General features: G+C 44.5%; 12 protein-coding genes. 11 read left to right on the top strand and 1 reads right to left on the bottom strand.

The genetic code is table 11. The features are described 5' to 3' along the window. The first annotated feature begins 78 nt into the window (after positions 1-78). From BO18_RS05010 to BO18_RS05000, 3 genes are all read left to right on the top strand, one after another. Positions 79-498 carry a DUF6553 family protein gene (locus BO18_RS05010; RefSeq protein WP_034444148.1) on the top strand — a complete coding sequence of 140 codons (420 nt, stop codon included), beginning with the start codon at positions 79-81 and terminating at the stop codon, positions 496-498. Continuing rightward, on the top strand, positions 498-3,173 hold the full coding sequence (locus BO18_RS05005; RefSeq protein WP_034444145.1) for a translation factor GTPase family protein: 2,676 nt from the start codon (positions 498-500) through the stop codon (positions 3,171-3,173). The genes BO18_RS05010 and BO18_RS05005 overlap by 1 nt, the downstream gene beginning before the upstream one ends. A gap of 123 nt (positions 3,174-3,296) precedes the next feature. Continuing rightward, positions 3,297-5,057 carry a methyl-accepting chemotaxis protein gene (locus BO18_RS05000; RefSeq protein ID WP_034444142.1) on the top strand — a complete coding sequence of 587 codons (1,761 nt, stop codon included), beginning with the start codon at positions 3,297-3,299 and terminating at the stop codon, positions 5,055-5,057. A gap of 55 nt (positions 5,058-5,112) precedes the next feature. Here BO18_RS05000 and BO18_RS04995 read toward each other — a convergent pair whose 3' ends face one another. After that, positions 5,113-6,255 carry a glycoside hydrolase family 88/105 protein gene (locus BO18_RS04995; protein WP_034444140.1) on the bottom strand — a complete coding sequence of 381 codons (1,143 nt, stop codon included), beginning with the start codon at positions 6,253-6,255 and terminating at the stop codon, positions 5,113-5,115. 116 nt (positions 6,256-6,371) lie between these two features. On the opposite strand from BO18_RS04995, the gene BO18_RS04990 reads away from it, so the two are divergent. The 8 genes from BO18_RS04990 (at position 6,372) to hpf (ending at position 14,482) form a co-directional block, all read left to right on the top strand. Further along, entirely contained in the window at positions 6,372-7,646 is a 1,275-nt protein-coding gene (locus BO18_RS04990) for a M18 family aminopeptidase (protein ID WP_034444137.1), read from the top strand. 14 nt (positions 7,647-7,660) lie between these two features. Continuing rightward, positions 7,661-8,950 (top strand): SseB family protein, encoded by a 1,290-nt coding sequence (locus tag BO18_RS04985; RefSeq protein WP_034444135.1) that lies wholly within the window; start codon positions 7,661-7,663, stop codon positions 8,948-8,950. A gap of 87 nt (positions 8,951-9,037) precedes the next feature. Beyond that, complete coding sequence (locus BO18_RS32445; RefSeq protein WP_051688502.1) at positions 9,038-9,925, top strand: chemotaxis protein CheX; 888 nt, start codon at positions 9,038-9,040, stop codon at positions 9,923-9,925. Positions 9,926-9,944: 19 nt separating this feature from the next. Beyond that, the gene (locus tag BO18_RS04975) at positions 9,945-10,319 is read left to right on the top strand and encodes a response regulator (RefSeq protein WP_034444134.1); all 375 of its coding nucleotides are present in this window, start codon (positions 9,945-9,947) and stop codon (positions 10,317-10,319) included. Between the two features lie 86 nt (positions 10,320-10,405). Beyond that, positions 10,406-11,128 (top strand): elongation factor P 5-aminopentanone reductase, encoded by a 723-nt coding sequence (gene ymfI / locus BO18_RS04970; protein WP_034444131.1) that lies wholly within the window; start codon positions 10,406-10,408, stop codon positions 11,126-11,128. Between the two features lie 98 nt (positions 11,129-11,226). Next, positions 11,227-12,168, top strand: coding sequence for a thioredoxin-disulfide reductase (trxB, locus tag BO18_RS04965; RefSeq protein WP_034444129.1), 942 nt, complete (start codon positions 11,227-11,229; stop codon positions 12,166-12,168). A gap of 91 nt (positions 12,169-12,259) precedes the next feature. After that, complete coding sequence (locus tag BO18_RS04960) at positions 12,260-13,594, top strand: C40 family peptidase (protein WP_034444127.1); 1,335 nt, start codon at positions 12,260-12,262, stop codon at positions 13,592-13,594. Between the two features lie 357 nt (positions 13,595-13,951). Next, a complete protein-coding gene (gene hpf / locus BO18_RS04955; RefSeq protein WP_034444124.1) occupies positions 13,952-14,482 on the top strand; it encodes a ribosome hibernation-promoting factor, HPF/YfiA family in 531 nt (176 codons plus the stop codon). Positions 14,483-14,546: the final 64 nt, after the last annotated feature.

Genomic DNA, 14,546 nt, shown 5'->3' with positions numbered 1-14,546 from the left:
ATTTTATATTATTTTAAGAAAACAAACGTACATATTGTATAATGATTTTTTTAACATCAATATTTAGAGAGGGTACTTATGGGTAAAAGAAACGAGAACGACGAAAGATTTAAATCAAAAATGAATGCCTGGCTCATGATCCAGGTTATTGGTCAGACCAGCATAAATATATTAAATTCAAGAAAGCTTGCAAAAGAGATGAGTCTTCACCTTGAGACCCTTATCTATGGGGAAGAGGACCTTAATGAATTTGCGGACTATTTTATTGACAGCTGCTTAAGCTCCAGGTCCTACAAGACTACTCTTTTCGGGGCTCTTCCCATGAGTGATAACGGGGCAGCAGTAAGGATTGCTCAGGACATCAATGAGGTGACCAAGGTGATCCCTCAAAGGTTCGGTTATGGTGAAGAGAGCAAGATCCTGAACGAAGCCATGTGGAAGGCCTTTGCTGCAAAATTCGACGACGTGGAGGAGATCCTCAAAGAGGCAGGTATCTGATGAAAAAACAGGTTACGATAGGAATTCTGGCCCACGTGGATGCAGGTAAGACCACGCTTTCCGAGGGGCTTTTATATCTTTCCGGTGCCATAAGGTCCATGGGCAGGGTCGATCACAAGGACACCTTCCTGGATACCTACGAGCTGGAAAGATCACGTGGGATCACTATTTTTTCCAAGCAGGCAATCCTTGAAAATGGTGATACCACAATCACACTTCTTGATACTCCCGGCCATGCTGATTTTTCACCTGAGATGGAGCGAAGCCTCCAGGTGCTTGACATGGCTGTTCTTTTGGTGAGCGCAGCAGACGGTGTCACCAGTCAGACGAAGCTTTTATTCAGGCTTCTTGATCACTACAAAGTGCCCACAGTTCTTTTTGTAAACAAGATGGATCAGCTGTCTGATGCTCATGAGTCTAGGACAAAACTCTTAACAGAACTCAAAGATAATCTCCACCAGCACATGGTGGATTTTGGAAACGGGTTTGATGATGATGACTTTCTGGAGGAGCTGGCGGTCTGTGATGATGATGTGCTGGCAGCTTTTTTGGAGGGACAGCTTCCTGATAAGGCCAAGGCAAAAGAGCTAATAGCTGCCCGGAAGTGTTTCCCGGTTCTCTTTGGTTCTGCCCTTAAAATGGAAGGGGTAAAAGAGCTACTTGAGCTGATATCAGTTTACGCCCCGTCTCTTTGTGGGGGTGATGCTTTTGGCGCCAGAGTATTTAAGATAAGCCGTGACAGTAACGGTGCAAGGCTCACCCACATGAAGATAATCAGCGGAAAGCTGAAGGTAAGAGATCAGATCGGGGATGAAAAGATTGACCAGATAAGGCTCTACTCCGGAGAGAAGTTTACTGCCATTCAGGAGGCAGAAGAGGGAATGATCTGCGCTGTTTTGGGACTTTCCGGAACAAGGGCAGGAGAAGGCCTTGGAATCTGCAAGGGAGAAGATAATTCTGAAGTGCTTGCTCCGATTCTTTCATCAACCCTTATCCTTCCTGAGGAGGCTGACCCTGTAAAGGTATATAAAGAGCTAAAACTCCTTGAGGAAGAAGAACCAATGCTTCTGGTTCATCACCATGAAAAGACCGGGGATCTTGAGGTTCAGATCATGGGTGAAGTCCAGAAGGAGATTCTTAAGCACCTCATAAAGAGCAGATTTGACCTGGACGTGAAGTTTGGTCCGGGACACATCGTATATAAGGAAACTATTGTTGCGCCTGTGGAGGGTGTTGGCCACTACGAACCCCTTCGTCATTATGCAGAGGTACATCTTCTTCTTGAACCTCTGGAGCCCGGAAGCGGAGTGCAGTTTGCTACAGATTGCAGCACTGATTCGCTGTCCCTTAACTGGCAGAGACTTATACTGACACATCTTCAGGAGAAAAAACATCTTGGTGTGCTGACAGGAGCTGAGATAACAGACATAAGGATAACCCTTATTGCCGGAAGAGCCCACGAAAAGCATACTGAGGGAGGCGACTTCAGACAGGCTACCTACAGAGCTGTGAGACAGGGACTTATGATGGCAGACTCTGTGCTTCTTGAGCCTATGCTGGATTATCGTATAGAGGTTCCACAGGATCAGGTGGGCAGAGTTTTAACTGATATGCAGAGAATGAACGGAACGGTTTCAGTCCCAGATCTTAAGGGCAATACTTCCATAATCACTGGAACAGTTCCTGCTGCGTGTCTTGGTGATTATGCTGCGGAGATTGCTTCATTTACTAAGGGAGAGGGCAGGATATTTACCACGCTTTCCGGATATGGTCCATGCCACAATACAGAAGAAGTTCTTGAGGCTACCGGGTATCAACCGGAACTTGATGTTCAGAACTCTCCGGATTCTGTTTTCTGCTCCCACGGGGCAGGAACGGTGATTCCATGGAACGAAGTAAGATCCCACATGCATGTGGATTCAGGCTGGAGAGCAGAGGGAGAGGCGCCAGTTACAGATCTTTCTGATGGAATAGACATGGAGGCTTTAAGGAAGCTCCAGACCAGGGTAAGAAATGAAAAGGCCGAAGAAAGGTCTTTTGCCGAGATAGAAAGAGATCTTCGTGCCACGGAAGGTGAACTGAAAGCCATATTTGAGAGGACCTACGGCGCCGTAAAGCCAAGATATGTGGAAAGTCCAACGACCATAGACAGTTTGACACCCGAAGAGAAAGAGGCGAAAAGAGACAGGGATCTGGAGGAGCAAAAGCGCCAGAAACACGAGAACACAAAGCCTGCTGTTGAAGAGTACAAGGAATACCTTCTGGTGGACGGCTATAATATTATTTATGCATCGAAAGAACTGTCCAATCTGGCGGCGACGGATCTTAAGGCTGCCAGAGATGCACTGGTGGATATTCTTCACAATTTTCAAGGCTTTAGAAGGGAAAAGGTACTTCTTGTCTTTGACGCCTACAGGGTTCCGGGAGGAAAGGAGCATGTGGAAGAAAAGGGAGAACTTGTAATTATTTATACAAAAGAGGCTGAAACTGCCGACCAGTATATCGAAAAAGCGGCCCATGAGATCAGCAAAAAATACAGAGTAACCGTGGCTACTTCCGATGCCATTGAGCAGGTAATCGTCATGGGAAGCGGAGCCATCAGACTTTCGGCAAGAGATTTCTGGCTGGAGGTAGAAAGAACCGGGGATTTGATAAGGGAAAAGCTGTCTGAATAAAAATGTATAAATACCATATTAAACCTATAAAAAAAGTATAAATTATCGTATACCAATATTCTTTTTTTAGAGAAAAAAGAATACAATTACGATGTGCAGGCTAACAACATAAGGAGGTATACGATGATGGGAAAAAAGGGCTTTCAAGCTAGTATGGCAGTTGTATTGTTATCAACAACCATCCCACTGATTGTGGCGCTTATTGCGAGCATAGTGTTCAGCAGCACAAGAATGAACACAATCATGCTGCAGGATGAGCATGTTTATTATGATATGCTTTATACTATCAGCACAGACCTTATCAACGCGGACAGAGATCTTTACCAGTCCATGCTGGCAGGAACACAGTATCAGGCTTATCACGACTATATTACTCCGGAACAGCAGGCCGGATATGTGGATGATTATAACAGCAACGCCAAGCAGGCACTGGACGGAGTTAATGCTGCGGCAGCTCTTGCCCAGGGCGACAGTACACTCTGGACCGAAATGAAATCCGGCGATGGCAAAACTTTTGCAGATCTTAGCAAGGGCTTTGTCAGCCAGTACAATACATGGCTTGGAACATATAACTTCAATACCGGAGAGGGTGACATTGAGCAGTTCTCAATTCAGTTTGAGGCCACAAGAGATTATATCAGCGATATGTCTGATATCGTTGAGGCCTGGGCCGTTGCAGAGAAAACTGCCAATCAGAAAAGTGTTCATGCAAGCATCCTCACCAGCAGCATTATATTAATGATAATTGCAGCGCTGCTTCTTTGCCTTACCATCTTCCTTATCATCAATATTATAAAGAACATTAAGTCGATTTCTGCAGAGGTTGAGAGAATTTCCGGTGGTGACTTTGTGACAAAGATAAAAGCGGACAGCTTTATCACGGACTTCAACAATATTCTCGTAGCTCTGGAGTCAATGAGACATGAGCTTAGAAATGCTCTTGTAAAAGTCATCAACCATGCTGATACAGTTAATTCGAAGGCTGAGGCAGCAAAGGATTCTATCCAGAGCTCACAGAAGACAACTACAGATATCAGTTCTGCAGTCAATGACCTTGCTACAGGTGCAACAGCCATGGCAGAGGATGTTCAGAGCACATCTTCAGTTACAGTCAATATGGGATCTTCTGTTGACAATGTTCTTGATTCCGCAAACTCCAACATGGAAAAGGGCAGAGCTGTTTATGAAGAGTCCACAAAGGTTAAGGATCAGCTTGAACAGATCAAAGTTCAGGATCAGAAGAATGATGAGATGGCAACACAGGTTGCTGATTCTGTAAATGAGACAGCTAACGTAGTTGCTCAGATCACAACAGCAGCAGAGTCCATCATCTCCATTGCAAGCCAGACTAACCTCCTTGCTCTTAACGCATCAATCGAGGCAGCAAGAGCAGGTGAAGCAGGTAAGGGTTTCGCAGTAGTTGCTGATAACATCAAGGATCTTGCCGGCGATACCAACAACCTGGCTGGTGAGATCACCAACATGCTTTCAACAATTACAGATTATTCTAATAAGAATAAAGAGCTTACTGAGGCAATCAAGGGCGCTATCACCAATGAGACTGCTGCTCTTGAAGAGATGAGTGAATCCTTCGATGAGATGCTCAGACTCCTTCAGGAAACTGAGGAAGGCAACAAGCAGATTGTTGAACTGGTAGAGACCATGAACTCTGATAAGGAGAACATCCTGAATTCTGTAGAGTCCCTGTCCAGTATCTCCGAGGAGAACGCAGCTTCTACACAGGAGACCAGTGCATCCCTCATGCAGCTTGATACCAACATGGAATCAGTTGTTGAGCAGGCTCAGGATCTGCAGAAGATCGCTGAAGAACTTACTGCAAATGTTAAGTACTTCAAGGTTGAGCTTCCTGAAGACCAGCAGTAAAAAGAGACAAAAGAACCGTCCCCCTGACTTATATAAGCCAGAGGGACTTTTTTATTTACTGTCTTCTTAATATTTCAGTATATGCAAGGATCAAAGGTGCAACACCTTTTGCTTCGTTCTCAACAACGGGCTCTGAGAAGTAGTACTCCAGTGAACCGTCTCTGTGCTGCTTACCGCCAAGTCCTGCTACAAGGCAGATGCCTCCAAGCTTTGGAGTTCCGTCTTCATTTCTTGAGAGGTACTTTTCAGTGATACCATCAAAGGCCTTCATGGCAACTTCCTCAAATCTTGCAGGAAGATAACCAAGTCTAACACCCTTCAAAAGACCATAAGCAATAAGTGCTGTTCCTGAGGTCTCAAGGTAGTTTCTTTCATCATCTTTTTTATCAACCACCTGGTAGAACATTCCGCTCTCATCCTGGAAAGGTATCAAAGCATCAGCAAGCTCTTTTAACATGGTCTGAAGGTAACGGTACTCATAGTACATGGATTCGTCCATGGCCTCTGCTGTATCAACAAGAGCTACTGTAAACCAGCCAAGGGCTCTGAGCCAGAAGTTGGGGCTAAGACCTGTGTCCTTGTTTGCCCAGTACATTTCCCTGCTCTCATCATAGCCGTGGTAGTAAAGACCTGTCGCCTTATCCTTCATAAGGGCTTCAACGTTCTTGAACTGTTTGAAGGAATCAAGGCATCCGCTCATCTTGTTGTAGCGCTTCTCATATTCCATGTAGAAGGGCTGTGCCATGTACATTCCATCAAGCCATACCTGATATGGATAGATGTCCTTGTGCCAGAAGTTTCCTGCCTTGGTACGGGGCATTGTGTCCAGCTGGCCTCTTGCACAGTCCATGGCCTTTCTGTACTTCTCTTTTCCTGTGAGATCATAGAGCTTGAAAAGATTCTTGGCAGGATTTATATTGTCCAGATTGTACTCCTTTGGATCATAGGTCTTGATGGAGCCATCTTCCTGAACAAACCAGCCAACAAAGCTGTCTGCAAAATCCAGATATTTCTTTTCCCCGGTCATTTCATATAAGGAAAGAACAGCTGTGATCATACAGCCGTCTATGTAATTCCATTTATTTGGTTTTCCGCTGACAATTTTTTCGATGTTCCAGAAGGGGTGCTCTGCGTCGGATTTCTCCAGAAGCATATCCACGTATTCATCTAACATCTTATAGGTTTCTTCTCTAGTCATAATTGGACCTTTCTGATTAGATTGTGAAAAATGTAAGTGCTTACATTAAGGTATTTTAACATATTAAATGAAAATATGGTATACTGATTTTTGCTACTTTTTAAGAGGTGATCAATATGGTAAAAAATAAGAATATTACACAGAAAATGATGGATTTTATTGATGCTTCTCCTACTGCGTTTCATGTGGTGGACAACATCAGGAAGGACCTTGTTAAAAGAGATTTCGTTGAGCTTAAGGAATCTGAAGAATGGGATCTTAAGCCCGGTAATTATTTCGTTACAAGAAACGATTCTGCCGTTATCTCTTTTAAGATTCCGAAAAAGAACTATAAAGGCTTTCACATGATAGCCAGCCACAGCGATTCTCCAAGCTTCAAGATCAAGGAGAATCCTGAGATGGAGGCTGCTGGCGCATACATCAAGCTGAACGTCGAAAGGTATGGCGGAATGCTCTGCGCAGAGTGGTTTGACAGACCTCTTTCAGTTGCCGGTCGTGTGCTGGTAAATAAGAAGGGTAAGGTTGAGAGCAAACTTGTGAACATAGACAGGGATCTTCTTATGATCCCTTCCCTTGCTATCCATATGAACAGGGAAGCCAACGATGGATACAAGTACAATGCCCAGACAGACATGATCCCTGTGTTTGGTGACAAGGGAGCAGCCGACAGCTTTTTTGCCCTTGTAGCAAAGGAAGCGGGAGTTAAGAACAGTGACATACTTGGTCATGATCTGTTCCTCTACAACAGGGTTAAGCCCATATTCTGGGGAGCTAATGAGGAGTTCATAGGAAGCTCAAGACTTGATGATCAGGAATGCGTATACTGCAGCTTTGAAGGCTTTGTAGCTGCTAAGCCCAAGGATTATGTTGCAATGCACTGTGTATTCGACAACGAAGAAGTAGGCAGCGGAACCAAGCAGGGAGCAGCTTCCACATTCCTTAAGGACACCATCGAGAGAATTAATGATGGTCTTGGAAGGACAAGGCAGCAGTATCACACGGCTATCGCAAACAGCTTCATGATCTCAGCTGACAATGCTCACGCAATTCATCCTAACCATGCAGATAAGGCAGATCCAGTCAACAGACCTGTCATGAATGAAGGTATTGTCATTAAGTTTAATGCAGATCAGAAATATACAACTGATGCTGTTTCCGCAGCACAGTTCAAGGTTCTTTGTCAGGAAGCACAGGTACCTTTCCAGATTTTCACCAACAGGTCAGACATGAGAGGTGGCTCCACTCTGGGCAATATATCAACAACCCAGGTGGCGGTAAGCACTGTGGATATCGGACTGGCACAGCTTGGCATGCACTCACCTTATGAGTCAGCAGGCAGTAAGGATCCTGAGTACCTTTCAAAGGTATCGGAAGTGTTTTTTGGAAAGTGATTTGGAGAATAGAAATGGGATTATTTGGAATATTCGGTAACAAGAAAAATGAAACAATAAATGAGGAAGAGCAGGCTAAGGCAGCTCAGCTCCAGAAGGAGCAGGCAGCAGAGGAAGTGAAGAAGGCTCACGAAGGTCTTGAGTGGCCTGTCATTGCCCGCCTGAATCCAGTAAACATCAAGGATGCCTCCGAGGAGACGATGGAAGAAACAGTCACACCTGAGAGGAAGGACCAGATCGGTAACATGATCTACGATGAGGACATTTCCCCGGATTCTCTCAAATTTTTATCAGGACAGGAACTGTTATTTCTTTTAACTGCCCTTGAGATTTTTCATAAGAAGGCACCACTTCCGGAGTTTGAAAAGAACCACAGGAAGGTGTACAACGAGGTGCTTTCAAGGATCAGAGATGCAGAGTATCTCTACGTTCTTTATGATCAGACCACAGGTTTTCCTTATATCGATCATGGCTTCGCTAACGTTTATTTTGAGCAGGAGCTGGCAGAGAAGGCAGCAGCTCTTTTCAATAAGCAGTTCAGAAAGCTGGTGGCAAGAAAGCTTCTTGTTGAGGATAAGCAGGATACCACAGGCAAGAAGGTTGGGTTCTTTGATTACCTGTACTATGTGGGAATTGAGAATATCATAATCGACAACGGCGCTTACAGAGCACGTTTCAAGAGAAATGAGATCGTGGCTGCTCCAGGAGAATGGAATCAGGGTGACCAGCCTAATATGCCTATAAATCCCGGCCTTAACTTTGCTATGCTTGATTTCCTTGAGGAGCTCAGGTGGCCTGTTAAGTACGAGAAGAGGGATGAGATCCTTAAGGCAAAAGAGATGAGAATGCTCTCTTATATTCGGGCTGCTCAGTTCATCGTTCCCATGCAGCACGATGGCCCGGTTGAGGCCCTTGAGGATGGAAGGCTTAAGCTCACCAAGGACAACAAGATCCGTTTCCTTGTGATGAAGACTGCAGATGACAAGCAGTTTATGCCTGTTTTCACAGATGCTTTTGAGTTTGCAAAGCTTGCCAAGACAGCTACAGGCTGGAATGCAGGCGTGTTCAGATATCAGGATATCCTTAAGTTTGTTCAGGACAAGGACGGTATCAGGATCAATCCTGACGGCCAGGGACTTGTTCTTACAAAGGACAGGATGATGGCCCTTGAGATGGCCGGACAGCAGGCAGAGATGCTTCATAGGAAGGATCAGGTTGGAAAAGCAGCTGCTTCTTCCGCTGACGGAGCAGTTCAGCAGGCTCTGAATCAGGCTATGGCAAAGATGAAAGAAGAGGATAAGTAACAACAATCTGCTTGTTAATGTACGTAAATTAGTCTAAAATTATAGTGTGGTTTTGTTTCTTTTTTAAGAAGAAGGAGCGAATGATTCATGCTGGATAGATTAATTGGTGATTATCTTGTTGAGCAGGGAATGCTTACCAAGATGCAGCTTAAAGAGGCTTACAAGCGTCAGGAAGCCGGAAGGGCTAAGCTTGGAGTCATTGCGGTTGCAGAAAAACTCATGAGCATCGCCCAGGCTGAGCAGTGTAACGCCCTTCAGGCGTCTATGGATAAACTCTTTGGAGATATCGCCATCGAAAAGGGATATCTTTCTGAAACACAGGTTTCAAGGCTCTTGGAGCTTCAGGGCAATACGTATCTCGCTTTCCTTCAGTCGGTAGTGGACCTCGGTTTCCTTACCATGGAACAGCTTGAAATTGCCGAGGATGATTATCAGAGAAAAAACGGCTTTACAGAAAGTGACATGGCGGCTTTGAAGACAGGAGATGTGGAGCAGGCAGTGCCTGTTTTTCTTCACACTGGTGATCCCACCGTTCGGAAAATGTTGGCCATGGGCATTAAGAATATGTATCGCCTGGTGGACAATCACGTTTATATAGGAAAGACATATACCAGTAGTGCAATAAAGGACGAAGTGCTTGGATATCAGACCTTCCACGGTCAGCAAAACGGTGCCGTGGCTATATCCGGCAAGTATGAGGATGTTCGTAAGCTGGCTATAGCTTATACAAAAGAAGAATTTATAGAGACCAGGGAAGACGCACTGGATGCCAGCTGCGAGCTTATCAACTGTATAAATGGTCTGTACGCAACTGAAGAGAGCAAGCAGGACGTTCGGATCGATCTTGATCCACCGAACTTTTCCGTGAGCTTTGCAGAAGCTACCGGCGAAGAGATGGTGGTTATGCCGATATATGTATGTGGCGGCGAAGTGAAGTATATCATTGCAGCGTCAAAAGATATTTCTATTGGCTGAAGGTCACAGGAGGCATGATATGAAGCGTGTATTGGTAGTTGACGATTCGAGAACATCAAGAAGGGTCCTTAAGGATATTCTGGATAAGGCAGGTTATGAGGTTACCGGAGAAGCCATCAATGGAAAAGAGGCTGTGGAGCTTTATGACAGGCTTTTGCCTGATGTTGTGACCATGGACATCACAATGCCTGAGATGGACGGAATTGAGGCTCTTAAGCAGATAAGGAAGGCTCATCCTGATGCTGTGATCATAATGGTGACGGCAGCAGGCCAGAAGGAAAAGATGATGGAAGCCGTAAAGCTTGGAGCAGCAGAGTTTGTAGCTAAGCCATTTGTGGAAGAGACTGTGCTTGAGGCTCTGGAACATGTGGCTGCTGAGCAGGCGAAAGACTGATTGATAAGAAAGATGGATATTGGGGACGGTTCTTTGGGTTCAGACCATTAAGAACCGTCCCTATTGCTTTGGACACAGGAGGATTTATGTACAGAAAGGTGCTGATTACAGGGGCTTCAAGAGGAATCGGATATGCCATCGCAAACTCTTTTGCCAATAATAAGGACAAACTGTTCCTTACATGTAAAGAGAATATAGATATCCTCAGCGAATACGCCGATGAGCTGACTGAGGAGTACGGCGTTAGATGTAGCGCCTACAAATGCGATATGTCAGATCCGAATGCAGTAAAAAAGCTGTTTGATGAGATCGGCGAGATTGATGTCCTTATAAATAACGCAGGCGTAGCCTGGCTGGGGCTTTTGACCGACATGGAGGTGCAGGACTGGAAGAATCTTATGGGTACAAATCTGGACTCTCTCTTTTACACCTGCAGACTTGCTATTCCCGGTATGGTCAGAAAACAGCAGGGGAAGATCATCAATATTTCGTCTGTATGGGGAAGTGTGGGAGCATCCTGTGAGGTCGCCTATTCAGCTTCAAAGGGCGGAGTAAACTCTTTTACCAGGGCGCTTGCCAAGGAGCTGGCTCCAAGCAACGTTCAGGTCAACGCCATTGCCTGCGGAGTAATTGACACGGATATGAACAGGAAACACTTGTCTGATGAGGACCTGGAGCAGCTCTGTCAGGAGATTCCTGCAGGAAGGATGGGAAAACCACAGGAGGTTGCCGAGCTGGCGCTGATGTTAAGTAATGCTCCGGAATATCTTACAGGACAGGTGATAACCCTGGACGGAGGCTGGATTTAACGATAAAATGAAAAAAGTGCTTTACATTTCGTGAAGATGTGGTAATATTCAATTGCACACAATTTAATTTGTTTTTGATTCCAAAAGGAGGTTTTTATATGTACGATCTTATAATCATCGGTTCAGGTCCTGCAGGTCTTTCAGCTGCTGTTTATGCCAAGAGAGCCGGTCTTAACATGCTTATTATAGAAAAGAATCCTGTCAGCGGAGGACAGATAATCGATACCTATGAGGTTGATAATTACCTGGGAATCCCTGGGGTTAACGGCTTTGATCTGGCTATGAAGTTCAGAGAGCATGCAGACAAGCTCGGAGCAGAGTTTGCTGACGGAACAGTTTCTTCTGTTGAATGTGTAAAGGCTGGCTCAGATACTGAGCTTCCCGTTTATAAAGTTGTGACAGATGCCGGGGAATATGAGACACACACCATTATCCTGGCTACCGGGGCACATCATTCAAAGCTTGGCGTTCCTGGAGAAGAGGAGTATATCGGAAAGGGCGTATCCTACTGCGCAACCTGCGACGGTGCTTTCTATAAGGGAAAGATCACTGCTGTTAACGGCGGCGGAGATGTGGCTGTTGAGGATGCAATCTTCCTTTCAAGATTCTCTGAGAAGGTTTACCTCATCCACAGAAGAGATGAGCTTAGAGCTACCAAGATCCTTCAGGATGAGCTTTTTGAGATCCCTAACGTGGAAGTTATCTGGGATAGCGTTGTAAAAGAGATAAAGGGTGAGGATAAGGTTACAACCCTTCATATCGAAAATGTTAAGAAGAAGGAAGAGAGTGATCTTGCAGTTGATGGAATATTTGTGGCTATCGGAATCCACCCATCAACAGATCTTTTTGCTTCTTTGATTGATTGCGACGAGCAGGGGTATGTCATCGCAGGTGAGGATGGTGCAACCTCAGCACCTGGCGTGTTTGTAGCAGGTGACTCCCGTAAAAAGCGCTTAAGACAGATAGTTACAGCTGTTGCAGACGGTGCAAATGCCGTAACTTCTGTACAAGATTTCATGGTTGGAAAGTCGAAAAATTAATAAAGATTTTAGAATTAATTTGACAAATCATGAAGTGTGGCGTATATTTTTAAAAAGATGTAACAAATTCGTAATATTTTGGAGGTTAGTTTTGAATAAGCCATTTATGCAGCTTGCCGCATTTACTATGACGGCTGCAGTGACATTTACTAGCTTTGGAATTGACGCTTACGCTTCATCTAATAAAGTAACCAGTGTTCTGCCTCAGGCAGGTATAACATATGCTCTGGGAAGCAACCAGGTTTCCCTTTCAAGTATCCAGGAAACAGTGGAGACCGAGAAGGCAGAGACAGAGAGTTCTTCAAGTACCAGTGCAGTATCAAGTCTCTTTGAGACAGTTGAGACAAGTGATACAGTTACAAACGTAACACCAATGGCATCTACAGTAACAGACAGCATTCTTTCAGATATTCAGAGTGCTACAGGTGCAGTGGTTAAGAATGCTGAAGCTACAAGCAGTGAGGATAAAGAGGAAGAAGATTCTGAGGAAGAGCTCTTCAAGACTCTTGTAATTGCTAAGGTTAATGATTATGTAAACGTTCGTGATCTTCCAAGTGAGGAGGATGGCGAGATCATAGGTAAGCTTTACGATAAGTCAGTTGGTACCTTCATCGAGGAGGAAAACGGCTGGTACAAGATCAAGTCAGGATCAGTTGAAGGTTATGTTAAGGGCGAGTACTGTGTAACCGGTGATGACGCCGTTGATCTTGCTAAGGAAGTAGGAACCAGAATCGCTACTGTAACAACTACAACCCTTAAGGTTAGAGGAGGCCCAAGCCTTGATGCTGAGGTTCTTGGTCTCGTTCCTATCGAGGATCAGCTTGTTGTTGAGGAAGAGCTGGACGGATGGGTTAAGGTTAGTATCGAGGAAGGTGATGGTTATGTATCACTTGACTATGTAACCCTTTCTACTGAGTTCGTAAAGGCTGAGTCCAAGGCAGAAGAGGAAGCTCGTCTTGCCAAGGAGAAAGCAGCAAGAGAAGCTGCTAACAAGGCTGCTAAGTCAAATACATCAAAGAGCACAAGCTCTTCAGGATCTAAGAGTTATAACTCTGCAGGATCTTACACAACAGCTACAAGCTCTATCGGATCTGCTGTTGCACAGTTTGCACTTCAGTTTGTTGGTAACCCTTATGTTTACGGTGGAACCTCTCTTACAAACGGAGCCGACTGTTCCGGATTCGTAATGAGTGTATATAATAACTTTGGTGTAAGTCTTCCACATTCTTCCGGTGGTGACAGATCTGTTGGTGCAGCTGTTGATGGACTTGCAAATGCACAGCCTGGTGATATCGTATGCTATTCAGGTCATGTAGCTATCTACATCGGTAATGGTCAGATCGTACATGCATCTACGGCTAAGACAGGTATCAAGGTTTCGGATGCTAACTACAGAACAATTCTTGCTGTAAGACGTATCTTCTAAAGTGAGCTATGCAGACATATAAAAAAAGACATCAGAAACATGCAGGCATGTTTCCGATGTCTTTTTTATATGTCTATACGGCGAACGCCGTGAAACAACGCCAGAAGTGCAGAAATCTATGATTTCGTTGCACTTCACGCACAGAGTGGGAACAAGCGTAGCGGTTCCGAGTCTTCATAGCTCACTGATAACGTCCCCAATGTTTCACACTTATACACGAAGTTATCCACATTGTCCACAAAAAAGAATACAAGTATATGCTGCTACAATTATTTATTTGCATTTTGGCGCGTATAGTATGGTATAATATCTATAACTAAAAACGCTTGATTCTAGCGCAGCAAAGGGGATGATTGCATGAAATTTACTATCGTAGGAAAGAATATTGATGTAACACCCGGGTTGAAGGCAGCAGTTGAGGAGAAGATTGGAAAGCTTGAGAAGTATTTCACTCCCGACACCAATGCCAATGTGACACTTAGTGTAGATAAGGAGAGGCATAAAATCGAGGTAACTATTCCTGTTAAGGGCAAGATCATACGTGCTGAGCAGGTAAGCAATGATATGTATGTTTCAATTGACCTTGTAGAGGAAGTAATTGAGAGACAGCTCAAGAAGTACAAGAGCAAACTGGTAGATAAGCAGCAGGCTGAGATCAGTAACTTCAAGAAGGAATACATCGAGACTGATTACATGGACGAAGAGGACATCAGGATCGAGCGTATGAAGAAGTTTGATCCTAAGCCAATGTATGCAGAGGATGCATGTGTTCAGATGGAACTTCTTGGTCATAACTTCTTTGTATTCATGAATGCAGAGACAGATCAGGTAAGCGTAGTGTACAAGAGAAAAGGTAATACCTACGGTTTGATCGAGCCTGAGATCTGATGATATCAGCAAGGTGAACATAGTATTCCGTTAATTAAATATCAATCTATGGATTTTTTATAAA

It is taken from the genome of Butyrivibrio sp. AE2032, assembly GCF_000702965.1.
This window is presented reverse-complemented; position numbering and strand designations above follow the sequence as displayed.

Coding starts and splice junctions, on each gene's coding strand:
- BO18_RS05010 (WP_034444148.1), top strand. CDS start 79: ATGGGTAAAAGAAACGAGAACGACGAAAGATTTAAATCAAAAATGAAT.
- BO18_RS05005 (WP_034444145.1), top strand. CDS start 498: ATGAAAAAACAGGTTACGATAGGAATTCTGGCCCACGTGGATGCAGGT.
- BO18_RS05000 (WP_034444142.1), top strand. CDS start 3,297: ATGATGGGAAAAAAGGGCTTTCAAGCTAGTATGGCAGTTGTATTGTTA.
- BO18_RS04995 (WP_034444140.1), bottom strand. CDS start 6,255: ATGACTAGAGAAGAAACCTATAAGATGTTAGATGAATACGTGGATATG.
- BO18_RS04990 (WP_034444137.1), top strand. CDS start 6,372: ATGGTAAAAAATAAGAATATTACACAGAAAATGATGGATTTTATTGAT.
- BO18_RS04985 (WP_034444135.1), top strand. CDS start 7,661: ATGGGATTATTTGGAATATTCGGTAACAAGAAAAATGAAACAATAAAT.
- BO18_RS32445 (WP_051688502.1), top strand. CDS start 9,038: ATGCTGGATAGATTAATTGGTGATTATCTTGTTGAGCAGGGAATGCTT.
- BO18_RS04975 (WP_034444134.1), top strand. CDS start 9,945: ATGAAGCGTGTATTGGTAGTTGACGATTCGAGAACATCAAGAAGGGTC.
- ymfI (WP_034444131.1), top strand. CDS start 10,406: ATGTACAGAAAGGTGCTGATTACAGGGGCTTCAAGAGGAATCGGATAT.
- trxB (WP_034444129.1), top strand. CDS start 11,227: ATGTACGATCTTATAATCATCGGTTCAGGTCCTGCAGGTCTTTCAGCT.
- hpf (WP_034444124.1), top strand. CDS start 13,952: ATGAAATTTACTATCGTAGGAAAGAATATTGATGTAACACCCGGGTTG.